Source organism: Actinoplanes sp. NPDC004185, assembly GCF_053603475.1.
On the sequence record NZ_JBSGFR010000068.1, the window covers coordinates 13,758 to 35,982 of the forward strand.

The window sequence follows — 22,225 nt, forward strand, 5'->3', positions numbered from 1 at the left end:
AACGGTAAGCCGCCGTGCGCGGATTGAACCTTTCCCTCCGATGATCCGAACTACCTGTCGTGACTGGGGCTGCAGCGGCTGGGGGGCCGCGGATCGTGCGCGCGCTCATCGTGGCCATGATCGGACTGGGTGCGGTGCTGCTTCCGGCGGCGCCGGCGAGCGCGCACGCCGCGTTGACGACGGCGACGCCCGAGCCCGGCAGTGTGGTGGCGACGGCTCCCGGCGAGATCACACTGACCTTCACCGAGGGCATCACCCCGGTCCCGGACCGCACCCAGGTGCTGGCGCCGGACGGCAAGCGGATCACCGGGGCGGTGGCCGCTGCCGGTTCGACGCTGCGGATCCAGGTGCGGCGGGCGGACCAGCCGCTGGGCACGTACCTGGTCAGCTACCGGATCATCTCCAGCGACAGCCACCCGGTCGGCGGTGCGATGACCTTCTCGGTGGGCGCGCCCTCGGCGCGCCCACCGGAGAGCGATCCCGGCAGCGTGCACCCGTCGGTCGCGGCGGCGGTCCCGGCGCTCAAGTTCATCGGGTACGCCGGACTGACCCTCATCATCGGCCCGGCCCTGCTGCTGGCCCTCCTGTGGCCCCGCCGCCTGTCCCGCCGCGGCCCGATCCTGCTGGTCCGCGCCGGGGTGATCGGCACCGCCGCCTCGACCCTGGGCGCGCTGTGGACGCAGGCGCCGAACAGCAGCGGCGCCCCGCTGTGGGACGTCTCGGTCACCGAGCTGGCCGACGTGCTGGCCAGCCCCTTCGGTGTCATCCTGCTGGCCCGGCTGGCCGTGCTCGCCGCGGCCACCGCGCTGCTGCTGCCGGTCCTGCACGGCACCGGTCGGCGGTGGCACGGTGGCGTGCTGCTCGCGCTGGCCGTCGCCGGGCTGACCACCTGGCCGCTGACCGGGCACGCCGCCGACTCGCCGCTGGCCGCCGCGATCGTGACCGCCGACGTGGTGCACCTGGCCGCGATGGCGGTCTGGCTGGGCGGGCTCGTCACGCTGGCGGTGTTCCTGCTGCGCGGCGCCCATCCCCGCGTGCTGGGCGTGATCCTGCCGGCCTGGTCACGCTGGGCGGCGCTGGCGGTGGTGTGGCTGGTCGGCGCGGGCACGCTGCAGGCGGTGGTCCAGGTCGGGTCCCTCGGCGCGCTGTGGGGCACCGGGTACGGCCGCCTCCTGCTCGGCAAGATCGCGATCCTGGCCGGGGTGCTGGCCGCGGCGGCGTTCGCGCGGCGCATGGTACGGCGGGCCCAGGTGCGCGACGGTGGGGTGGCCACGTTGCGGCGCACGGTCGGGGCCGAGGTCGCCGCCACCGTGCTGGTGCTGGGCCTCAGCGCCGTCCTGGTGCAGGTCACGCCCGGCCGCAACGCGACCGGGGAGCGGACCGCGAGCACGGAGAAGGGGGTCTCGCAGACCCTCACCTCGGAGCTGTTCACGCTGCAGTACTACGTCTATCCGGTGGAGCTGGGCGAGAACAACACCGTGCACGGCTTCACCTACACGCCGGAGGGCAAGCCGCTGCCGGCCCCCGAGTGGACCGTCACGACCCGCCTGCAGGGCCAGGGCCTGGAGCCGGTGTCCGAGCCGATGCTGCCGCTCACGCCCCGCAACGACGCGGTCGGCGCGCTGACGTTCCCGCTGCCCGGCACGTACGAGATCAGCTTCACCGTCCGGGTCAGCGAGATCGACCAGGCGACGGTCCGTACGACGATCACGGTGCCACAGGTTCCACCGGCCTCGTGACTGGGCAGAAAGAGGTCTCCGTCGTGCCCGGGAGGCCCAGTCGTGCAAGTGTCCGTCATCGGTGACCCCGACGACACCGTGATCATCTCCGTGCGCGGCGACCTGGACGGTGGCACCGACACCGTGCTCAGCACCACTCTGGAGCAGGTGCTGGACCGGCCGGTGCCGCGGGTGGTCGTCGACGTCTCCGGCATCGGGTTCTGCGACTCGACCGGGCTGCGCTCGTTCATCAACGGGCACGAACGGGCCGTCGCCGCCGGTGGCTGGCTGCGGCTGGCCGCCCCGGGCGACCAGCTGAGCGGCCTGCTGGACGTCGCCGGGCTGATGCCGGTGCTGGAGGTCTATCCCAGCGTGGCCGACGCGCTGGCCACCGAGCCGGACTTGTAACCTCGCGGCGTGCTCATCCTGCTGCCGCCGTCCGAGGGCAAGACCGCACCGGCCACCGGCGCCCCCGCCGACCCCGCCGAGCTGTGGCTCCCCCGGCTCGCCCCGGCCCGGCGCCGGGTGCTGTCCAAGCTCGTGGCGCTGTGCCGGCGCACGAGTGCCCGCAGCGTCGCTGATTCGCTGGCCGTGCTCGGGCTCAGCGCCGCCCAGCACGCCGAGGTGACCCGCAACGCCGGGCTGGCCACGGCACCGGCCGCACCCGCCGCGCAGGTCTACACCGGGGTGCTCTACGAGGCGCTCGACCCGGCCGGGCTGGCACCGCAGGCCCGGGACTGGGTCGACGAGCGGGCGGTGGTCTTCTCGGGGCTGTGGGGGGTGCTGCGGCTGACCGACCGGATCCCGGCGTACCGGTGCTCGGTGGGGGTCACGCTGCCCGGGCCCGGCGGGCTCACCGCGTACTGGAAGAAGGCGCTGAGCCCGGCGCTGGACCGCGCGGCCGCCGACGGCCCGGTGCTGGATCTGCGGTCCGGCGCCTATGCGGCCATGTGGGCGCCCGCGGGCGCACTCGCCGGGCGCACCGCCACTGTGCGGGTGCTGCACGAGCGGATCGTCGGCGGGGAGCCGCGGCGCTCGGTGGTGAGCCACTTCAACAAGGCCACCAAGGGCCGGCTGGTGCGCTCGCTGGCCGAGGCCGGGGCCCGGCCGGCGTCGGTGGACGAGCTGCTGGCCGCGTTGCGGGACCTGAAGTACACCGCCGAGGAGCGGCCCGTCGCGGCGGGCCGCCCCCGGCAGGTGGACGTGATCGTGCGGGAGCTCTGACCTACCGGGGCCTCGTTACTGAGCGGCCAGCACGTCGACGACGAAGCGCAGGTCGCCGCTGGGACGGCCCTCGGGGGCCGGGTCGCCGTAGGCCATCGCGGCCGGGATGTCGAGCTGCACCCGGCTGCCGACGGCCACACCGACCAGGCCCTTGTCCCAGCCCTCGATCAGCTGGCCGGCGCCGACCGGGAACTGGGCCGGCTGCCCGGTCTTCCAGGACGAGTCGAACTCCTTGCCGTCCTTGAAGGTCACGCCCACGTAGTTGGCCTGGATGGTCTGGCCGGCCTTCAGCTTCGGGCCCTTGCCGGCGATGATCTCGGTGACCTTGAGCTCGGCGACCTTGCCCTTGCCGGCCTTGACCACCGGCGGCTGCTGCAGCGCCGGGTCCAGCGGGACCTGGGCCGCGGCCGGCGGCTGGCTGGGGGTGGGAGCGGGCTCGGTCGGCGCCGCGGCGGCCGGGTCGGCGGGAGCGGAGGCGGCGGCCACCGGGGTCGCCGGCTTGTCGTCGCCGTCGGACACCTGGATGCCGATATAGACCGCGACCAGTACGGCGATCACGGCCACACCCGCGAAGGCGCCGGTCAGGGCCTGGCCCCGGCGACTGGTACCGGTCTTGTCCTGGACGCTCATCTGTATCGGACTCTCCTGTCGGACGGGACATGCTGGCAGACTCCGGACACCGTACTCGCCGTCCGGCCGGGACCCGGGGCGAACCTCCGCCGAACCGCCGACCCCCGTGATCATCCGGACGGCTTGGTTACTCATTTCGCTCTTCTCCGTCACTCACGGAAGGTGAGACGGTGTACCTCCCCACAGCACCACGGCGACGGCTCGTCGCCGGCACCGGCTCAAGCAGCACAGCACTCGGGACAACCCGCCCGGCCGCCACCGGCGGCCGGCGCGCGCCCGCGAACGACCGGGGAGGGTCGGTTGCCGGACGACGACCGTACGACAGGTCGCCAGCCTGAGTCCGCGGGACGACCGGCCGACGTGGGGCACCGCAGGCCCTACCCGGCCGCACCGAACCCGCGCACCAGTTATGGCTACCGCACGACCGGCCGCCGGGGGGCGGCCGTGCCACCGTTGCTGCTCGACGACGGGCGGCGCCGGCTGACCGAGTTCCTCATGCCCGCCGCGGTCATCCTCGCGGGCGTGCTCATCGTGGTCGCGTTCGGCTTCATCATCAGCCGGGCGGTGCGCGACGACGATCAGCAGGCGATCCCCCCGGTCCAGCCGCCCGCGCTCGGGGACGTGTCGCTGAACCCGGCCGACCAGTTCCCGATCCCGCTGCCGAGCGCCTCCGACGAGGCTTCGCCCTCGCCGTCGCCCACACCGTCGAAGAGCCGCACCACGCAGCCGGCGCCCACCACGACCAAGCCGAAGCCGCCGGACCAGGGCTCGATCAAGGTCGACCGCAACGACGTACCGGGCCGGGTCGATCTGACCGGTGAGGGCAGCCGCGACTGGGTGCACTGGGGTGAGCAGAGCACGTTCTCGCTGGAACGCCGGGCCGACGGCGACTTCCAGATCCTCGAGGGCTCCCCCACCGCGCCACGCTTCCGGCACGGCTTCAGCCGAGAGCTGTTCAGCTGGCGGGACGGCTCGCCGGTGAACAACAGCGACGGCACGCCGACCGGCATCCGCACCTGCGGCAAGGGCAACGGCTTCACCGTCTCCGCCCCGGCCGGCACCTCGGCGCGGACCCTGCGGCTCTACGTGGGCGCGCTGGCCGGCCGCGGGAAGCTGACGGCGAAGCTGTCGACCGGCTCGGCCTCGGCCACCTCGACGTTCGAGGAACGCAGCAACAATCTCGACACGGCGGTCTTCGTGATCACGTACCGGGCGCCGAAGAACGGCAAGATCAACCTGAGCTGGGTCACCGAGGAGTCGTTCAGCCAGGACTGCGGCGGCGTCGCGCTCGAGGCGGCCACGCTGCGCTGAGGTGGGCCGGTCCCCCTGGGGTGGGGGGATCCGGGCGTTCCGTGGGGTGCGGGACGCGGGTGGTTAAGGAGATCGGTGTGTTCGCCGCCTGGGGATCATGGGTGGCCCGGTTCCGGTGGCCGGTGCTGGTGGGCACGGTCGTGGCGGTGGCCGTGGCCGGGATGTGGGGGCTGGGCGTCTTCGGCCAGCTGACCGAGGGCGGTTACAACGACCCCGGCAGCGAGTCGACCCGGGCCGCCGAGGTGGTGCGCGAGGAGCTGGGCGCTCGGGGCGGCGACGTCGTCGTCATCTACACCCCCACCTCCGGCGGCATCGACGACGCGGGGCTCGGTCAGCGCGTACGGACCCGGCTCGAGGCGCTGCCGCCGTCCTCGGTCACGGCCGTCGCGTCGTACTGGCCGGACAAGGTCGCGCAGTACGCGTCGGCCGACCGGTCCCGGGCCGTGGCGGTGCTGACGCTGGCCGGCGACGACGAGGGCGCGAAGCTGGAGGCGTACCGGGAGATCGACGACAAGCTGTCGGTCGAGGGCGCGAGCATCCAGCTCGCCGGGGGCGCGCCGCTCAGTGACGCGTCGTCCACGCTGTCGACGCAGGACCTGGCGTTCGCCGAGGCGGTGTCGCTGCCCATCGTGCTGATCCTGCTGCTGTTCATCTTCGGCTCGCTGGTCGCCGCTTCGCTGCCGGTGCTGGTGGGCGGGTGCGCGGTACTGGGCTCGCTGGGGGTGCTGCACGCGATCGCGTACGGCCACGACGTCAACTCGTTCGCCGTGAACGTGGCCAGCCTGCTCGGGCTGGGCATGGCCATCGACTACGGGCTGTTCATGGTCGGGCGGTTCCGGGAGGAGCAGGGGTTCGGGCGTACGCCGGGTGAGGCTGTGGCCCGTACCGTCGCGACCGCCGGACGCACCGTGATCTTCTCCGCCACCCTGCTGATGATCGCCCTGGCCGGGCTGTTGCTCTTCCCACAGGGCTTCCTCAAGTCCCTGGCCTACGGCGGCCTCGCCGCCGTCGCCCCGGCCGCGCTGCTGTCGCTGACACTGCTGCCCGCTCTGCTGGCGGTCCTCGGCCCGCGCGTCGACAAGCTGCCGGTGCGGCTGCCGCGCCGCGGCAGCACCCGGCCGGCCGGGACCGGCTGGGCCCGCCTCGCCGGTGCGGTGCTGCGCCACCCGGTGCTGGTCGCCCTGCCGATCCTGGCCGGTCTGCTGGTGCTGGCCGCACCGATCACCGGGGTGCGCTTCGGCGACAACGACGAGCGCATCCTGCCGGCGGGCAACCCGGCCCGGCAGGCCATCGAGACCCTCAAGGCGGACTTCCCGGCGCTGAGCAGCGCGGGCGTCCAGGTGGTGCTGCGCGGCACCCGCGGTGCCGCACCGGCAGCCCAGGACGGTACGGCGTTCGCCAACGAGGTGAAGAAGGTCCCGGGCATCGCCGCGGTCACGCCCGCGGGCAGCGGCGGCGACGTCCTGCTCTACACCGCGACCCTGACCGGCACCGACCCGTTCAGCACGGCGGCGCGCGACGCGGTCGAGGACATCCGCGCCCTGCGCGCCCCGCCCGGCACGCAGGTCCTGGTCGGCGGCACGACCGCGCGCAACGTCGACAGCCTGGGCGCGACCGCGGACCGGCTGCCGCTGATGATCGGCCTGCTGGTCGGGGCGACGCTGGTGCTGATGTTCCTGGCCTTCGGCTCGATCCTGCTGCCGGTCAAGGCGGTGGTGCTGAGCGCGCTGAGCCTGAGCGCGACGTTCGGCATCCTGGTCTGGATCTTCCAGGACGGCCACGGCGCGGACCTGCTGCGAGTCACCCCGGCGCCACCCGAGGTCGGCATCGTGGTGCTGATGGCGGCGGTGGTCTTCGGCCTGTCCACCGACTACGAGGTCTTCCTGCTGTCCCGCATGGTCGAGGCCCGCACCCGCGGCGCGTCCACGGCCGAAGCGGTCACGACCGGCCTGGCCCGCACCGGCCGGGTGATCAGCGCCGCGGCGATCCTGCTCATCGTGGTGACCGGGGCGTTCGCCCTGTCGTCGGTGACCACGATGCGCTTCATCGGCGTCGGCATGATCGTGGCGCTGTTCCTGGACGCGACCGTGGTCCGGATGCTGCTGGTCCCGGCGGTCCTGAAGCTGATGGGCGACGCGGCCTGGTGGGCGCCGGGCTCGATGCGGCGCCTGCAGCAGCGGGCCGGGCTCCAGGAGTACGAGGACGAGGAGCTCTTCCCGACGGTGTCGGTGGGGCGGCACGCGGCTCCGGAGGCGGCGGGCTCGCGACCGGCTCCGGGCGCCCGGGTGACGGAGCCGGCACGGGCGTCGTCCTGGTTCGAGCCGCCGGCCGGAGCGGGCGGCACAGGGTCGGCGTGGCCTCCCCAGCCGGCACCACGGTCGGTGTCCCCGGCGGCTCCGGTGTCCCCGGGCGCTTCCACCGCCTCGGCTCCTGTTTCTCCCGGCGTACCGGCCCGGTCGGACCATTTCTCCGGAACCGCATCGGTGTCTCCGGCGGCATCGCCGGTCGCGGGCTCGCCCGTCCCGGGCGGTGCGTCCTCCGGCTACCCGGTCGCCGGGTCCGCCCCGCACCCCTCATCCGAACGGATCACACTGGACGAGCGGGACGACGCGGACACCTCGTGGAGGCCCCGCACGGCGACGGGCGACTCCGTTCCTGGTGCCGGCACGGCGCCGGATCCGGAGGCATTCCCGGCGCCGACGAGCCCGCCAGCTCCGCCGCCCTGGCCACCGGCGGGTGAACGCCGCCGGACCGAGGCCGACGACGACGGCCCGCCGGTCACGGCCGACCTCTCCGGCCGGGTCACCCCGATCGACCGGGAGCCGGCTACCGGCGACGACGACCCGGCCGAGGACGACGCCGAGCGCCGGGAGCCCGGCGTCGACACCACGGCCGTCCTGGAGCTGCCGCCGAGCCGTCAAGAGTCGTCCTGACCACGCTCGGCTAGCCGTTATGGCGGTCTTGCGGCTATTGTGGCCCGCCGGGCCGTACGGATCAGCCGTGCGCCCGGCGCAGTCAGTACCATGCCCCGGGGAAGTTGGGGTTCTACCGGGATGGAATGAGCATGACCGCGACCATGGACGAGTCCGCCACGTCAGGCGGCTACGCCGACGCGACCACGGAGGCGACCCGCATCGACCCCGAGCGGCTCGCGCTGTGCCTGCAGGTCATCGCCGAGGCCGAGCAGCTGGACCCGGAGCACCCCGATGCTGTGGCCGTACGCCGGGCGACCGCCGGTCTTTTCAAGACCGTGAAGCTGCGCCGCCGCCGGGACCGCCGCGACGCCATCCTGGCCAACGACCGCGCGGTGACCGCCGCGACCGCGACCGGCGCGCCCAGCCGCATCGATGACGAGACCGCCGGCATCCCGCTGGCCACGGCGACCACCACGACCAGTGCGGGCGTCCTGCGCCAGCCGCGCGGCTGCTACATCTGCAAGCAGCGTTACGTGCAGGTCGACGCGTTCTACCACCAGCTCTGCCCGGCCTGCGCGGCGAAGAACCACAGCCACCGCGACGCCCGCACCGACCTGACCGGGCGGCGGGCGCTGCTCACCGGCGGCCGCGCCAAGATCGGCATGTACATCGCGTTGCGGCTGCTGCGGGACGGCGCGCACACGACCATCACCACGCGGTTCCCGAACGACGCCGTGCGCCGCTTCGCCGCGATGCCGGACAGCGCGGACTGGCTGCACCGGCTGCGGGTGGTCGGCATCGACCTGCGGGATCCGGGGCAGGTGGTCGCGCTGGCCGATTCGGTCGCGGCCCGGGGCCCGCTCGACATTCTGATCAACAACGCGGCCCAGACGGTACGGCGTTCGCCCGGCTCCTACTCGGCGCTGGTGGCGGCCGAGTCGGCGCCGTTGCCCGACGGCCCGCTGCCGGAGCTGGAGTATCTCGGCGGCCACGCGATGGCGGCCCACCCGGCGTCACTGACCGACGGCTCGTCGTTCAGCCCGCACGCGCTGACCGCCCTGGCGCTGACCAGCGGCTCGGCCAGCCCCGACCGGATCGCCGCGCTGACCGCGATCGACGCCGGCGGGCTGGTCCCCGACCTGGCGCCGACCAACAGCTGGAGCGACCGGGTGCACGAGGTCGACGCCCTGGAGCTGCTGGAGGTGCAGCTCTGCAACGTCACGGCCCCGTTCGTGCTGGTCAGCCGGCTGCGCGCGGCGATGACGGCGTCGCCGTTCCCCCGCCGGTACGTCGTCAACGTGTCCGCGATGGAGGGTGTGTTCGCCCGCGGCTACAAGGGCGCGGGCCACCCGCACACGAACATGGCCAAGGCGGCGCTGAACATGCTGACCCGCACCAGCGCCGAGGACATGTTCACCGACGGCATCCTGATGACCAGCGTGGACACCGGCTGGATCACCGACGAGCGGCCGCACCCGACGAAGATGCGGCTGGCCGACGAGGGCTTCCACGCCCCGCTGGACCTGGTCGACGGCGCGGCCCGGGTGTACGACCCGATCGTGCGCGGCGAGCAGGGCGAGGACCTGTACGGCGTCTTCCTGAAGGACTACGCCCCGATCGCCTGGTGACCGTCGTAGTCGGCGCGGGCCTGCTCGACGCGGCCGAGGTGGCCCGAGCCCCAGTCGGCCAGGGCGGCGAACAGGGGTGCCAGGGTCAGGCCGAGCTCGCTGATCTCGTACTCGACGCGGGGCGGAACCTCGGGATGGTACGTGCGGGTGATCAGCCCGTCGCGTTCGAGCTGGCGCAGCCGCTGGGTCAGCACCTTCGGGGTGATGGTGGCCACCCGGCGCTGCAGCTCGACGAAGCGCTGCCGGCCGAACTCGTGCAACGCCCACAGGATGGGCGTGGTCCAGCGGCTGAAGACGATGTCGACCACGGGAGCGATCGGGCAGGCGGTCTCGGGCGGGGCGTCGCGGCTGGGCTTCACGGGGTAGTCACTTTCCTCTAGGTACCTACTATCCCGGCGATGTTAGCTTCCCTTCCTCGATGAACGACGGAAGGAACGACATGATCGTGGTGACGGGGGCGACGGGGAACGTGGGCGCCCCGCTGGTGGCCGAGCTGGCCGCGGCGGGCGAGCAGGTGACGGCGGTGTCGCGGCGGCCGGCGGTGCTGCCGGCCGGGGTCCGGCACGTGCCGGCCGACCTGACCGAGGCGGACTCCCTGCGACCCGCGCTCGACGGCGCCGAGGCGCTGTTCGTGCTGGTGGCGGGCGGCGGGGCGGGGATCGACCCGGGCGCGGTGCTGGGCGCGGCGAAGGCGGCGGGCGTGCGCCGGGTGGTCCTGCAGTCGTCGCAAGGGGTACGGACCCGGCCGGGCGCGGCGTCACACGCGCATCTCGTGGCGTTCGAGGCGGCGGTTCGGGGGTCCGGGCTGGAGTGGACTCTCCTGCGGCCGGGTGGATTTGCTTCCAACGCGTTCGCGTGGGCGCCCTCGGTGCGGGAGCGGCGCGTGGTGGCCGCGCCGTTCGGGGACGTCGCGCTGCCGGTGGTCGATCCGGCGGATCTCGCGGCCTGCGCCGCGGTCGCCCTCCGCGGCGACCACCAGAGCCAGGTGTACGAGCTGACGGGTCCCGCGCCGATCGCACCCCGCGCGCAGGCCGCCGCCATCGGGGCGGCGATCGGCGAGGAGGTGACGTTCGTGGAGCTGACCCGCGCGGAGGCGGCGACCGCGATGGGCGCCTTCATGCCGCCGGAGGTCGTGGCAGGCACCCTGGACATCCTGGGCTCCCCCACCCCGGAGGAACAACACGTCAGCGGGGATGTGGCGCAGCTGCTCGGCCGAGAACCGCGCTCGTTCGCCGCTTGGGCGGCCGACCACGCGGCGGCTTTTCGCTGAGCTCACCGACAGTGCGGGACCACGTCCGTCGCGCCGCCCAGCCGGGCGGATCAGGGTCGGGCGGGTTGCTTCTCCGGGACGAAGGTGAAGATGCGGTCGGCGCTCTGCAACGCCCGCGGTGGGTGGCAGAGGCGGTGCGCCCCCACCCCGAACCCGGCCGCCGGGTCGCTCACGAAAACCTGCTCGAAGCCCCGCGCCGAGAACCAGTCCGCGATCACCGGGACCAGGTCCGGCGGCCGCCGGTGCCGGGTCCACACCACCGTGCCGCCCTCCCGGCACAGCTGGGCGCACGCCTCGACCGTCCGGAGCACGTCCGCGTCCGTCAAGTTGCCGAACACCCCGCACGCCAGCACCAGGTCCGCCGGCGCCACATCCCGGTAGTGGCGCATCAGCCCGGCGTCACCCGGCACGACCGTGATCCCGGTGAGTCCGGCCTGAGCGGCGCTCTGCTCGGCCACCGCCGTGTTGCGCGGGTCGAGCTCGACCAGCCGGGCCCGCACGTCGGCCCGGCGCGGGTGGGTCGCCAGCGCGCCGATCAGGTCGCGGCCCTGGCCGGCGCACATGCTGATCGCGGTCAGCGGGCCGGGCGGCGCCCGGTCGAGCGCCGCCCGGATGACCGCCTGCACCGCTGCGAGCCGGCCGGCGAGCACCGAGCCGGGGTCGTCGTAGCCGGCATGCCAGGCAGCCCAGTCCATGCCGGTCACCTTAACGGCCCGGCCGGGGGCGGCGCCGGTGGTGGACCGGCGCCGCCCGCGGTCAGATCCGGCCCGCGCCGGCCCCGGACGCCACCAGGCCCGGCACGGACGTCGCCGCGTCCAGCGTGTACGCGTAGAAGGTCCTCGGCTCCACCACGGATCCGCCCGCCTCGCACGGTCCGGACCCCACGAACACGTTGGCCCGCTGCACCAGCCGGCCCGGGCCGCTGTCGGCGTACCCGCTCGTCGAGTGGCACGGGTACGGCACCGAGGCGAAGTAGTTCCCCTCGACCAGCACGCCCGCGTTCTCGGTGGAGGCGATGCCGTAGAGCTCGTTGCCGAGGAAGTAGTTGTTGTAGACGTGCACCGGTTCCCCGAAGCGCACCCGCGGGTGGCGCTGGCGGGAGTCGTCGAAGAAGTTGTGGTGGATGCTGACCTTCAGGTGGCCGATGTCGGTGGACGCCGCCCCGTCGGAGTGGCCGATCAGCATGCTCTTGTCGGTGCCGGCGAAGTGGTTCCAGGACACCGTCACGTAGTCGGCGCCGCGGACGATGTCGACCGAGCCGTCCGCCGGGCGGCGGAAGGTGTTGTGGTCGATCCAGATGTGGTGCGACTGCTGCCCCACGTTGACCGCGTCGTCCTCCGCGTCGGTGAAGGTCAGGTTCCGCACGATCACGTTCGACGAGCGGTAGAAGTCGAAGCCGCCGCCGGTGATGACCGCCGTGGCGCCGAGGCCCACGATCGTCTTGTTCGGCCGTACCCCTTGCTTGCTGGTGATGGCGATCGTCCCCGACACCTGGATGGTCATCGGGCCGACCGTGTCGATCGCGGTGAGCAGCTCGTCGGTGGTGTCGACGGTGACCGTCGGCCCGCCGGCGCCGCCGGTGGTGCCGGACAGGCCCAGCGCCGCCACGGAGGCGAAGCCGTCCGGGGCGCCGGCCGGGGCCGCCTGGGCCGGCCCGGCCACCGTCAGACCGGCCGCCACCAGCACCGCACACAGAGCGATTCTCATGAGACCCTCCCCACTCCGGCGCCCGCGGTGACCGCGGCGGGCACCGACGACGCGGCATCGAGCTGGTACGCGTAGAACGTCGACGGCTCGGTGACAGTGCCACCGGCCTCACAGATCCCGGAGTTGACGAAGGCGTTGGCGCGTTGCACGAGCCGGCCCGGATCGCTGTCGGCGTAGCCGCTCACCGAGTGGCACGGGAACGGCACGTTCTCGAAGTAGTTGCCCTCGGCCACCACGCCCGCGTTCTGGGTGGACGCGATCCCGTAGAGCCCGATGTCGCGGTAGTAGTTGTTGTAGACGTGCACCGGGTCGCCGAACCGGGCCCGAGGGTGGCGCTGGTTGCTGCCCTCGAAGTAATTGTGGTGGTAGGTGACCTTGAGGTAGCCGACGTCGGCGGTGTACGAGTCCGAGTGGCCGAGCAGCATCGTCTTGTCGGTGCCGCGGAAACGGTTCCAGGAGACGGTGACGAAGGTGGACTTGCGCTTGATGTCGAGCGAGCCGTCGTAACTCGGCAGGAACTCGTTGTGGTCGATCCACACGTGGTGGGCGCCGTTGGTGACGCTCACCGAGTCGTCCGAGGCGTTGCTGAACCTGATGTTGCGGATGATCACGTTGTTGCCGGGTCGCGTGGTGGAGCCCAGTTGCAGGCCACCGCCGGTGATCTCCGCCGTGGAGCCGACGCCGATGATGCTCTTGTCGGCCACCACGGTGACCATGTCGTCGACGGTGATGCGGCCGCTGACCAGGATCGTGTACGGGCTGTTCGTGCCGGCGTACTGCGCCAGCGCGGCGCCCGTGGTGACCGTGACCGTCGGTCCCGCCGCGCCACCGGTGGTGCCGTTGCGCCCGAGCGCACTGACGCTCGCGAAGCCGTCCGCTACGGCGGGTGCCGCCGCGACCTGCGTGGAGGGCACCTGTACAGCGGCAGCCGCGGCCAGGGCGGCGACAACAAGGGCAGCCGTCCTCATGCCGCGACCCTTCCGACGCCGGCACCACCGGTGACGATCGCCTTGACCGAGTTCGGGTCGTCCAGCGTGTACGCGTAGTAGGCGCTGGCCTCCTGCACAGTGCCGGAGCAGTCCGGGGCACCCGACTCGCCGACGAAGACGTTGTTGCGGGCGACGCACCGGCCGGCGGGCCCGGCGTAGGTGTTGGTCACCGGCTCCTCCACATTCTCGAAGTAGTTGCCCTCGACCAGGCATCCGGCGTTGTTCTGGCAGGCCACGCCGGTGTCGGTGTTGTGGAAGTAGTAGTTGTTGTAGACGTGCACCGGCTCGCCGAAGCGGACCCGCGGGTTGCGCTGCGGCGTCGCGTCGAACCAGTTGTGGTGGTAGGAGACCTTCAGCCGGCCGGTGTCCTGCGCCGCGTTCTTGTCGTCGTGGCCGAGCAGCATGTTCTTGGTGTGGTGGTGGGTGTGGTTCCACGACACGGTCACGTACGACGAGCCGCGCTTGATGTCGATCAGGCCGTCGTAGCCCTGGGCCAGGTCGTTGTGGTCGATCCAGACGTGGTGCGAGAACATCTGCACGTTGATCGAGTCGTCACTGGCCTTGCGGAACGACAGGTTCTGGATGATGACGTTCTGCACGGCGTCGGCCGGCAGTGTCGTCGCCGCGGAGACCGGCAGGCCGATATTGAAACCGCCGCCGGTGATGCCCGCGGTGGCGCCGACGCCGACGATCGACTTGTGCGACGCGACGTCGTACATGCCGGCCGGCAGGGTGATCGTGCCGCTGACGCAGATGGTCAGCGGCTCGGGCCGCGCGATGGCGCCGAGCAGCTCGGCTGCCGTGTCGACCGCGATCGTCGCACCGCCCGCCCCGCCGGTCGTGGTGGCCCGGCCCCAGGCGTTCACCGCCGCGAAGCCGCTGGGTGCTCCGGCGACCCGGCAGGAGCCGGGGTCGGGTGGCGTGGTCGGCGGGGTCGTGCCGGTCGGGTCGGGGCCCGGTGCCGGGGTCTCGACCACCACGTCGTCGAACGAGGCGGCGGCGTAGGAGGTGACCAGGCCGATCCGGCCCGAGCTGAAGGTCGCGTCGCTCGCCTGCACGACCTGGGCGCCGTTCACGGAGCCGGCCAGGGTGGAGCCGGTGACCCGCAGGGCCAGGTCGTACCAGGTGCCGGTGATGACGCCGACGGCCGCGGAGCCCAGCACGGTGACCGTGCCGTTCGCGACGCGTTGCAACTGCGCCGCGCCGCCGCCGGTCAGCACCAGCGCGTAGTAGCTGCTCATCGTCGTGCTGCGGGCGGTGATGCCGGCCGAGCGGGCGGGCGTCGCGAAGGCGGTCGGCTTGACCCGGGCCCGCACGGTGTAGTCGGACCAGGCCAGGTCGCCGGTCTGGGCCCGGGCGCCGGCGCCCGTGCCGGCCTGCCGGTAGGCCGGTGAGCCGTCGGTGACGACCGACCAACTGCCGCCGGACTTCGTCCAGCCGTTCGCGTCGCCGTCGTCGAAGGTGTCACCGAAGAACGCGTCGGCGAAAGCGGCATTGGTGCCGGCGAGCGCGACCATCACAGTCAGGGCAGCCGCGACAGCGGTGGCCAGGAGGGGATTCTTGGGCATGGCGAATTCTCCCGAGTGACGACAGGTGGGGGGAATGGCGCGATCAATTGACCGAAACGTCGACGAAACGTCTACGGAAAACATAGGTAAATTCATCGTCGGGAGTCAATGCTGCCGATATGCAGGTCTGTTGCATGCAACCAGCGCGGCGTTCATCGGCCCGACGGCCGTACGGTCGAGAAGAAAGCTTTCGGTCCGGTTTGCGCCCGGGCCGTTCTTCGGTTGTTTGCACCAGGGTTTCCATGGTGCCCGGCAAAGCTTTGCGCCGAGCAAAACCCCTGGGCGGCCGGGACGTCAACCGGACTGCCCGGCTCTGAGCGGATTTGCGCCAAATGGCAGGCGGCTCCACCGCAAAGGTTTGCAGCGCGGGTGGTGCGCCCCGCCGGTACGGTGAACGGTCCGCGAACCGGGGGAAACCGCATGTCCGATCTCGACCGGGTCACTCTCACGCTGCCGTTCCGGGGCACCTGGCTGGCGCGCAACAGCCCGGCCCGGCGGGTGCCCAGCGACGGCACCCACCTGTTCGCCACGACCTACGCCATGGACTTCATCGCCGTGCGGGGACGGCGGACGGCCGGCGTACGGGACTGGCGCACGCTCCTGGCCACCGAACCGCCGGACCGGTTCTACGCGTTCGGCCTGCCCGTCCTCGCCCCCGCCGCGGGCACGGTCGTCGCGGTCCACGGCGGCGAGCCCGACCACGAGGCCCGGCGCTCGCAGCTCACCCGCGTGGCCTACGCGCTCACCCAGGCGGCCCGGGCTCGGCAGGGCGCCGGGGCCATCGCCGGCAACCACGTCATCCTGCGACTGCGGGACCAGCAGCGGTACGTGGTCCTCGCCCACCTGCGCGCCGGCTCGGTGCGGGTCGGACCGGGCGACGAGGTCGGCACCGGCGAGCCGCTCGGCGACTGCGGAAACTCCGGCAACTCGCTCCAGCCCCACCTGCACATCCAGGTGATGGACGCCGCGGATCCGTTCACCGCGCGCGGCGTACCCATGGCGTTCGGAGGATACCGGGCCCACCGGCGGCCCGGCGCCACCCCGGTCCTGGTCCCGCGGGGTGTCCCGGACGAGTCCGAGATCGTCGAACCGGTGACCGGGGACCTCCCCGTCTGAACCGCTACGGTGGTCCGGTGACGCGCTGCCGCGGCGGCCTGGCCGGACCCGGGGAAACACCATGACGGACGACATCCTGACCTTGCAGGCCGCATTCGACGACGCGGATCTGCGCGGTGACACCGACCGGCTGGAATCGCTGCTGGCCGACGATTTCCGGTCCATCGGCGAACAGGGATACGTGCTCGGCAAACAGCAGTGGATCGCCCGCCACGACGATTTCCGGTTCCTCGCGGTCGACAATTCCGAAACGGACGTCCGGCACTACGACGGCACCGCGATCGTGCGCGGCGTGCAGCACTGCCGGGCCACGTGGCAGGGCACACCGATCGACCTGACCGTCCGGGTCAGCCACGCGTGGGTCCGGCAGGCCGGCGCCTGGAAGCTGGCCGCGGTCCAGTTCAGCTCGCTGAGCTGACCCGGTCGTCGTGCTCAGCGGCGGCGGGCGGCGGGCAGCAGAGCCGGGCTGACCCAGCCGTTGTCGGCCGGGTTCAGGGTGACCCCGGGCGGCACGATCTCGTCGATCCGGTCCAGCACGTCGTCGGACAGCCGTACGTCGGCCGCGGCGAGCTGCGACTCGAGGTGCTCCATGGTGCGCGGGCCGATGATCGGTGCCGTGATCGCCGGGTGCCGCAGCACGAACGCGATCGCCAGCTCGACCAGGGTCAGCCCGGCCTCGTCGGCCAGCTTTCCGAACTGGTCCGCGGCGTCGAGCTTGCGCTGGTTCTCCGGCCGGGACAGGTCGAAGCGGTTGGCCAGCCGCTGCCGGGCGACCGAGGTGGGGCCGGCCGGATCGGCGTCCTTGCGGTAGCGGCCGGAGAGCCAGCCGCCGGCCAGCGGGCTGTACGGGATCACGCCCATGCCGTAACGCGCACAGACCGGCAGGACCTCGTTCTCGATGGCCCGGGTCAGCATCGAGTACGGCGGCTGCTCGGTGACGAACCGCTCACGCGGCCGGTCCCGCGCGACGTACTGGGCGTCGACGATCGCCGACGCCGGGTACGTGGAGTGGCCGAGATGGCGGATCTTGCCGGCCCGGACCAGGTCGGTGAGCGCGCCCAGCGTCTCGTCGAGGTCGACGGCCGGTCAGCGCCTTGCCCACGATGACCTCGGACTCCCCTGGGAGTAGACGTCGGCCGTGTCGACGAACGTGATCCCCGCGTCCAGCGCCCGATGTATGATCTTGATGCTCTCGTCGTGGTCCCTGGTCCCCCAGTCGCCGGACATCACGGTGCCGAGACACAGCTGGCTGACCTGCACTCCGGTCCGTCCCAGCGGTCGCATCTCCATCGCGGTACTCCTTCGGCAGGCATAACGGGAACTCGTGAGGGCACCTACAGCCGGGCGCGGTGTCCCGCCCCGGACGTTGTGCCGGGCCGGCCCGCGCTGGGAGGTTCCACCAGTACCCCCATCGTCAGGCCCTCCCGCATCCGGGCGGCCGGCGGTTATCTGGACGCAAAGCACCGGAACACCGAGGAGAACCGTGACCACCACCGTGAAGGCATACGCCGCCCCGTCGGCCACCGAGCCGCTGGCGCCGACGACGATCGAGCGCCGCGACGTCGGCCCGCACGACGTCCGGATCGACATCAAGTACGCCGGCATCTGCCACTCGGACATCCACACCGCCCGCAGCGAGTGGGGGCCGACCCCGTACCCGATCGTGGTCGGGCACGAGATCGCCGGGATCGTCGCCGAGGTCGGCGCCGAGGTGACGAAGTACGCCGTCGGTGACCGCGTCGGCGTCGGCTGCATGGTCGACTCCTGCGGCGAGTGCCGGTACTGCACCGCCGGCGAGGAGCAGTACTGCGCCAAGGGCAACGTCGGCACGTACGCGGGCGTCGGCAAGGACGGCCAGCCGACCCAGGGCGGCTACTCGCAGAGCATCGTCGTCACCGAGGGGTTCGTCGTCCGCATCCCCGACAGCCTCGGGCTCGACGTCGCCGCACCGCTGCTGTGCGCGGGCATCACCACGTACTCGCCGCTGCGCCACTGGCAGGCGGGCCCCGGCAAGAAGGTCGCCGTCGTCGGCCTGGGCGGCCTCGGCCACGTCGCCGTGAAGATCGCTCACGCCATGGGGGCGGACGTGACGGTCCTGTCCCAGTCGCTGAAGAAGCAGGAGGACGGCCTGCGCCTGGGCGCGAACGCCTACTACGCGACCTCCGACCCGGACACGTTCACCGAGCTGGCGAACTCGTTCGACCTGATCATCAACACGGTGAGCTCGTCGCTCGACCTGGACGCGTACCTGTCGCTGCTGGCCGTGGACGGCACGATGGTCAACGTGGGCGCCCCGGAGAAGCCGCTGTCGCTGCAGGTCTTCTCGCTGATCCCGAAGCGCCGCTCGTTCGCCGGGTCGACCATCGGCGGCATCCGGGAGACGCAGGAGATGCTCGACTTCTGCGCCGAGCACAACATCGGGGCGGAGATCGAGACCATCCCGGCCGAGCAGATCAACGAGGCGTACGAGCGGGTCGTGAACTCCGACGTGCGCTACCGCTTCGTCATCGACGCGGCGACCTTCGCCTGATCCGTCCCGCCTCAGCCGGCCCGGTCGACAACCGGGCCGGCTGAGCGCACGGCGCCGAGCCGGTCAGCTCGGCGCGAAGTAGTCCCGGAGCTGAGCGATCAGCCCGTCCCGGACCCGGAAGATCTGCACGAGTGACATCGTCGTCCGCTCCCCCGGCGGCGTCACCAGCACAGTGTCGATCTCGACGACGAAGACGCCGGGATCCGCGGTGTCATGCAGGACGTAACCGGAACGCTCGAAGTCCACAGTGACCTCGAAGGCCGGATACCGGTGGTAGGCGCCGATCCCGTCGCGGATCTGCTCCCGGCCGGCCAGGCGGCGCGGCAGCGGATGGCCGGGCGGCACCAGCGGCGCCTCGTAGACGCCGTCGTCGGTGAACAGCGCCGCGACCGCGTCGGGGTCACGCCGGATCGCGCCGGCGGACAGATATCGTTCGAAGATCTCTTTCTGCGTCTGGCTCACTCTCCAGGCTATCCCGGCAGCGCCCGGTACGCGGGGCGCAGCGCCTCGATCAGCGGCACGCCGCCCGGGCGCAGCGGCGGCGGGTCGAGCTGATCCAGCAGCAGGTCCGGCCGGCCGGCGTCGGGCACCGGCAGGGTCCCGGCCGGCGTCGCACCGCCCCAGAAGTCGGCGATCTCGCCCAGACTGCCGTCTGCCACCTCGAGCTCCGGCGCGGGAGCCCTCGTGCCGCGCAGCTGGCTGAGCCGGGTCAGCAGCTCGTCACGACCCCGGCCCCGCCAGGTGAAAGCACCGAACGGGTCGGTCTCGAACGACTCCGCGAGCGCGTAGAACGTCGCGGCGAGATGCACGCACGGCATCGGCCAGCGCTCGCACGAGCAGTCCATCGCCACCTCGTCCAGCGACAGCGGCAGCAGGGTCAGCCCGGCCCGGGTGAACACCGCGGCGATGTCGTCCGGCATCCGCCCGGCCAGCAGGTCGGCCACGTACCGGGCCTGGGCCGCCAGGTCGTCCTCGATCCGGGCCCATTCCGCGGCCCCGAAGGCCCGGACCGCGATCCGGGCCCGGAACGCCGCCGGGTCGTCCGGGCCGCGCACCTGCGCCGTGATCAGGCTGCCGGAGATCGCCAGGTGCCGGACATGCCCGGCCCGGGCGTCGCGGCGGCCCCGGGCGAACGTCGGCGCCATCCGCAGCGATTCGACCATGGCGATGAACGGCGCCGAGAAACGGTCACTCACCGACGGCCTCCGGGGACAGCGTCAGCAGTGACCGCAGCTCGTCGGTGCTCAGGCCGGTCAGCCAGCCCTCGCCATTGCCGACCACCCGCTCGGCGAGCACACCCTTGTCGGTGATGAGCCGGTCGATGCGTTCCTCCAGGGTCCCCAGGCACACGAGGGTGTGCACCTGGACGTCCTTGTGCTGGCCGATGCGGAACGCCCGGTCGGTCGCCTGGGTCTCGGTGGCGGGGTTCCACCAGCGGTCGACGTGCACGACGTGGTTGGCCGCGGTCAGGTTGAGGCCGGTGCCGCCGGCTTTCAGCGACAGCACGAAGATGCCGGGACGGCGGTCGGCCTGGAAGGCCGCCACCATCGCGTCCCGCTCACGCCGCGGCGTGCCGCCGTGCAGATAACGCACCGGTACGGCGAACCGGGCGGCCAGGTGCGGCACCAGCATCGCGCCGAAGCGGGCGAACTGGGTGAAGCACAGCACACTCTCCCCGTCGGCCAGGGCGGCGTCGAGGATCTCCTCCAGCCGTTCGAGCTTGCCGGAGCGCCCGGGCAGCGGGGAGCCGTCGCCGAGCAGCTGGGCCGGGTGGTTGCACACCTGCTTGAGCTTGGTCATCGCGGACAGCACGATGCCCTTGGTGCGGATCTCGGTCTCCTCCTTGAGCCGCTCGCTCATCTCGTTGAGCACCGCCTGGTAGAGGGTGGCCTGCTCGACGGTCAGCCCGCACAGGTGCCGGGTGTGCCGCTTGTCCGGCAGATCCTGGATGACCGCCGGGTCGGCCTTGACCCGGCGCAACATGAACGGCCGGGTGGCGTGGCGCAGCCGGGCGGCGGCGTCCTCGTCGGCGTACCGCTCGATCGGGACCGCGTAGCGGGCGCGGAACGTGTGCGCGCTGCCCAGCAGCCCGGGGTTGAGGAAGTCCAGGATGGACCACAGCTCGGCCAGGCGGTTCTCCACCGGGGTGCCGGTGAGCGCGACCCGGTGCCGCGCCGGGAAACGGCGGACGGCCCGGGCCACGCCGGCCGCGCTGTTCTTGATGTGCTGCGCCTCGTCGAGAACCACCCGGTCCCAGGCCACAGCGGCCAGCTGGTCGGCATCGCGGGCGGCGATCGCGTACGTGGTCAGCATCACATCGGCCCCGTCGAGCAGCTCGGCGGGCCCGGGCCGATCAGCGCCGTGCAGCACCCGGACCCGCAACCCGGGCGCGAACCGGGCGGCCTCGCGCTGCCAGTTGCCCAGCACCGACAGCGGGCAGATCAGCAGCGTCGGCCCGCCACCGCGGTGCAGCAGCAGCGCCAGCAGCTGGACCGTCTTGCCCAGGCCCATGTCGTCGGCCAGGCAGGCGCCCACCCCCAGCGCGTCCAGGAACGCCAGCCAGGAGAAACCCCGCACCTGGTACGGCCGCAGCTCACCGGCCAGGCCCGCGGGCGGCTCCAGCAGCTCCAGCCGCTCCCCCAGCCGCCCGGAGAGCAGGTCGGCGAGCCACCCGTTGCCCCCGAACGCCGTCACCGGCAGGGGCAGCTCCTCGGGTGGCAGCAGCCGGATCAGGCGCAGCGCCTCCCCGGCGGTCATCGTGCCGCCGCCGCGCCGCAGGAACTCGAGCCCCGCCCGCAGCCGTTCCGGGTCGAGATAGACCCACCGGCCGCGCAGCTTCACCAGCGGCCCCTTCACCCGGGCCAGGTCGGCCAGCTCGTCCTCGGTCAGCGTGCGCCCGCCCAGCGCCAGCCCCCAGTTGTAGCCGACGATGGTGGCCAGGTCGGCGGCGTCGTCACGCAGCACCGGGGCGGTCTCGTCGCGGGGGCGGACCTCCAGCGCCAGGCCGAGACTCTGCGGCTCACGCCACCAGGCGGGGAGCAGGACACCGTAACCGGCCTGTTCGAGCAGGGTGGCGTGGCTCAGGAAGCGGTGCGCGCCCTCGGTGTCGAGGACGAGCTCGGTGGGCCGGGCCCCGCGCAGGGCGGCGTCGAGGTCGCCGAACAGCCGGGCGGCCCGGCCGAGCCCGGCGAGCAGGCGCTCGTGCGGGTGGTGGGTCCAGCGCCGCAGCGGCGCACTGCGGTCACGCCACACGTCCTGGGCGGTGACCAGCAGGCTGGGCTCGTCCAGCGGCTGCAACAGGAACTCGAGCAGCCAGGCATCCTCGGCCGTGACGGGCTCGGGGGTGCCGGTGGCGTCGGGCTCCTCCGGCTCCAGGTCGTCGAGGTGGGTGAGCCGGAAGCAGAGCCGGACGGCGGCGTCGCTGGTGGCCTCGGCATGCCAGGCGTCGAGGGCGTCGGTGAGCGGATCGAGCTCGCCCGGCCCCGCGTCGAAGTCGGGCTCCGCGGCCAGGGCGGTGAGCCACGCGGCCCCGTCGAGGGACACGCCGGCCTCGGCGAGCCGGGTGCGCACCAGGCCGTCGACGAGCCGGTGCAACGCGGCGTGCAGGGTGTCGGCGGCC

At 72.7% G+C, this 22,225-nt stretch carries 19 protein-coding genes and 1 pseudogene; 10 read left to right on the plus strand and 10 right to left on the minus strand.

Annotation, left to right across the window (positions count from 1 at the left end; all coding sequences use genetic code 11):
- Positions 1 to 95: 95 nt before the first annotated feature.
- From ACWEOZ_RS40505 to yaaA, 3 genes are read left to right on the plus strand one after another with little or no spacing between them, the layout of a single operon-like run.
- The gene (locus tag ACWEOZ_RS40505) at positions 96 to 1,739 is read left to right on the plus strand and encodes a copper resistance CopC/CopD family protein (RefSeq protein ID WP_451915986.1); all 1,644 of its coding nucleotides are present in this window, start codon (positions 96 to 98) and stop codon (positions 1,737 to 1,739) included.
- A gap of 42 nt (positions 1,740 to 1,781) precedes the next feature.
- Positions 1,782 to 2,126, plus strand: coding sequence for an STAS domain-containing protein (locus ACWEOZ_RS40510; RefSeq protein ID WP_451915987.1), 345 nt, complete (start codon positions 1,782 to 1,784; stop codon positions 2,124 to 2,126).
- 9 nt (positions 2,127 to 2,135) lie between these two features.
- The gene (yaaA, locus tag ACWEOZ_RS40515; RefSeq protein WP_451915988.1) at positions 2,136 to 2,942 is read left to right on the plus strand and encodes a peroxide stress protein YaaA; all 807 of its coding nucleotides are present in this window, start codon (positions 2,136 to 2,138) and stop codon (positions 2,940 to 2,942) included.
- Between the two features lie 15 nt (positions 2,943 to 2,957).
- Here the strand turns inward: yaaA and ACWEOZ_RS40520 are convergent, their stop codons facing one another.
- Complete coding sequence (locus tag ACWEOZ_RS40520) at positions 2,958 to 3,572, minus strand: FKBP-type peptidyl-prolyl cis-trans isomerase (protein WP_451915989.1); 615 nt, start codon at positions 3,570 to 3,572, stop codon at positions 2,958 to 2,960.
- A 300-nt stretch (positions 3,573 to 3,872) separates the two neighbouring features.
- On the opposite strand from ACWEOZ_RS40520, the gene ACWEOZ_RS40525 reads away from it, so the two are divergent.
- The 3 genes from ACWEOZ_RS40525 to ACWEOZ_RS40535 all read left to right on the plus strand — a co-directional run bounded on the left by ACWEOZ_RS40525 (position 3,873) and on the right by ACWEOZ_RS40535 (position 9,426).
- Positions 3,873 to 4,883: a hypothetical protein gene (locus ACWEOZ_RS40525; protein ID WP_451915990.1), complete on the plus strand. Its 1,011-nt coding sequence runs from the start codon at positions 3,873 to 3,875 to the stop codon at positions 4,881 to 4,883.
- 77 nt (positions 4,884 to 4,960) lie between these two features.
- The gene (locus ACWEOZ_RS40530; protein WP_451915991.1) at positions 4,961 to 7,816 is read left to right on the plus strand and encodes an MMPL family transporter; all 2,856 of its coding nucleotides are present in this window, start codon (positions 4,961 to 4,963) and stop codon (positions 7,814 to 7,816) included.
- A gap of 143 nt (positions 7,817 to 7,959) precedes the next feature.
- Positions 7,960 to 9,426, plus strand: coding sequence for an SDR family NAD(P)-dependent oxidoreductase (locus ACWEOZ_RS40535; protein ID WP_451916004.1), 1,467 nt, complete (start codon positions 7,960 to 7,962; stop codon positions 9,424 to 9,426).
- Here ACWEOZ_RS40535 and ACWEOZ_RS40540 read toward each other — a convergent pair.
- Positions 9,405 to 9,785, minus strand: coding sequence for a winged helix-turn-helix transcriptional regulator (locus tag ACWEOZ_RS40540; RefSeq protein WP_451915992.1), 381 nt, complete (start codon positions 9,783 to 9,785; stop codon positions 9,405 to 9,407). The two genes, ACWEOZ_RS40535 and ACWEOZ_RS40540, sit on opposite strands and share 22 nt — an antisense overlap.
- A 59-nt stretch (positions 9,786 to 9,844) precedes the next feature.
- On the opposite strand from ACWEOZ_RS40540, the gene ACWEOZ_RS40545 reads away from it, so the two are divergent.
- A complete protein-coding gene (locus ACWEOZ_RS40545) occupies positions 9,845 to 10,696 on the plus strand; it encodes an SDR family oxidoreductase (RefSeq protein ID WP_451915993.1) in 852 nt (283 codons plus the stop codon).
- Positions 10,697 to 10,746: 50 nt separating this feature from the next.
- Here ACWEOZ_RS40545 and ACWEOZ_RS40550 read toward each other — a convergent pair whose 3' ends face one another.
- The 4 genes from ACWEOZ_RS40550 to ACWEOZ_RS40565 form a co-directional block, all read right to left on the minus strand.
- Positions 10,747 to 11,391, minus strand: coding sequence for a methyltransferase domain-containing protein (locus tag ACWEOZ_RS40550; protein ID WP_451915994.1), 645 nt, complete (start codon positions 11,389 to 11,391; stop codon positions 10,747 to 10,749).
- A 61-nt stretch (positions 11,392 to 11,452) separates the two neighbouring features.
- The gene (locus ACWEOZ_RS40555) at positions 11,453 to 12,403 is read right to left on the minus strand and encodes a pectate lyase family protein (RefSeq protein ID WP_451915995.1); all 951 of its coding nucleotides are present in this window, start codon (positions 12,401 to 12,403) and stop codon (positions 11,453 to 11,455) included.
- On the minus strand, positions 12,400 to 13,371 hold the full coding sequence (locus ACWEOZ_RS40560) for a pectate lyase family protein (protein ID WP_451915996.1): 972 nt from the start codon (positions 13,369 to 13,371) through the stop codon (positions 12,400 to 12,402). The genes ACWEOZ_RS40555 and ACWEOZ_RS40560 overlap by 4 nt, the downstream gene beginning before the upstream one ends.
- A complete protein-coding gene (locus ACWEOZ_RS40565; protein WP_451915997.1) occupies positions 13,368 to 14,960 on the minus strand; it encodes a pectate lyase family protein in 1,593 nt (530 codons plus the stop codon). Before ACWEOZ_RS40565 ends, ACWEOZ_RS40560 begins: the two co-directional genes overlap by 4 nt.
- A gap of 420 nt (positions 14,961 to 15,380) precedes the next feature.
- On the opposite strand from ACWEOZ_RS40565, the gene ACWEOZ_RS40570 reads away from it, so the two are divergent.
- Both ACWEOZ_RS40570 and ACWEOZ_RS40575 read left to right on the plus strand, forming a co-directional pair.
- Positions 15,381 to 16,076, plus strand: coding sequence for a M23 family metallopeptidase (locus ACWEOZ_RS40570; RefSeq protein WP_451915998.1), 696 nt, complete (start codon positions 15,381 to 15,383; stop codon positions 16,074 to 16,076).
- Between the two features lie 61 nt (positions 16,077 to 16,137).
- The gene (locus ACWEOZ_RS40575; RefSeq protein ID WP_451915999.1) at positions 16,138 to 16,494 is read left to right on the plus strand and encodes a nuclear transport factor 2 family protein; all 357 of its coding nucleotides are present in this window, start codon (positions 16,138 to 16,140) and stop codon (positions 16,492 to 16,494) included.
- A gap of 14 nt (positions 16,495 to 16,508) precedes the next feature.
- Here ACWEOZ_RS40575 and ACWEOZ_RS40580 read toward each other — a convergent pair.
- Positions 16,509 to 17,366, minus strand: a pseudogene (locus tag ACWEOZ_RS40580) (aldo/keto reductase).
- 193 nt (positions 17,367 to 17,559) lie between these two features.
- On the opposite strand from ACWEOZ_RS40580, the gene ACWEOZ_RS40585 reads away from it, so the two are divergent.
- Positions 17,560 to 18,606: an NAD(P)-dependent alcohol dehydrogenase gene (locus ACWEOZ_RS40585; protein WP_451916000.1), complete on the plus strand. Its 1,047-nt coding sequence runs from the start codon at positions 17,560 to 17,562 to the stop codon at positions 18,604 to 18,606.
- 63 nt (positions 18,607 to 18,669) lie between these two features.
- Here ACWEOZ_RS40585 and ACWEOZ_RS40590 read toward each other — a convergent pair whose 3' ends face one another.
- The 3 genes from ACWEOZ_RS40590 to ACWEOZ_RS40600 all read right to left on the minus strand — a co-directional run.
- On the minus strand, positions 18,670 to 19,068 hold the full coding sequence (locus tag ACWEOZ_RS40590) for a nuclear transport factor 2 family protein (protein WP_451916001.1): 399 nt from the start codon (positions 19,066 to 19,068) through the stop codon (positions 18,670 to 18,672).
- Between the two features lie 8 nt (positions 19,069 to 19,076).
- Complete coding sequence (locus tag ACWEOZ_RS40595) at positions 19,077 to 19,802, minus strand: SWIM zinc finger family protein (protein WP_451916002.1); 726 nt, start codon at positions 19,800 to 19,802, stop codon at positions 19,077 to 19,079.
- The coding region (locus ACWEOZ_RS40600; protein WP_451916003.1) for a DEAD/DEAH box helicase at positions 19,795 to 22,225 on the minus strand (2,431 nt) is incomplete at its 5' end. The genes ACWEOZ_RS40600 and ACWEOZ_RS40595, both read right to left, overlap by 8 nt.

What these genes read in the sequence shown, in the direction of transcription:
- ACWEOZ_RS40545 (WP_451915993.1), top strand. Translation starts at nt 9,845, where the DNA reads ATGAACGACGGAAGGAACGACATGATCGTGGTGACGGGGGCGACGGGG.
- ACWEOZ_RS40560 (WP_451915996.1), bottom strand. Translation starts at nt 13,371, where the DNA reads ATGAGGACGGCTGCCCTTGTTGTCGCCGCCCTGGCCGCGGCTGCCGCT.
- ACWEOZ_RS40570 (WP_451915998.1), top strand. Translation starts at nt 15,381, where the DNA reads ATGTCCGATCTCGACCGGGTCACTCTCACGCTGCCGTTCCGGGGCACC.
- ACWEOZ_RS40555 (WP_451915995.1), bottom strand. Translation starts at nt 12,403, where the DNA reads ATGAGAATCGCTCTGTGTGCGGTGCTGGTGGCGGCCGGTCTGACGGTG.
- ACWEOZ_RS40550 (WP_451915994.1), bottom strand. Translation starts at nt 11,391, where the DNA reads ATGGACTGGGCTGCCTGGCATGCCGGCTACGACGACCCCGGCTCGGTG.
- ACWEOZ_RS40520 (WP_451915989.1), bottom strand. Translation starts at nt 3,572, where the DNA reads ATGAGCGTCCAGGACAAGACCGGTACCAGTCGCCGGGGCCAGGCCCTG.
- ACWEOZ_RS40575 (WP_451915999.1), top strand. Translation starts at nt 16,138, where the DNA reads ATGACGGACGACATCCTGACCTTGCAGGCCGCATTCGACGACGCGGAT.
- ACWEOZ_RS40535 (WP_451916004.1), top strand. Translation starts at nt 7,960, where the DNA reads ATGGACGAGTCCGCCACGTCAGGCGGCTACGCCGACGCGACCACGGAG.
- ACWEOZ_RS40565 (WP_451915997.1), bottom strand. Translation starts at nt 14,960, where the DNA reads ATGCCCAAGAATCCCCTCCTGGCCACCGCTGTCGCGGCTGCCCTGACT.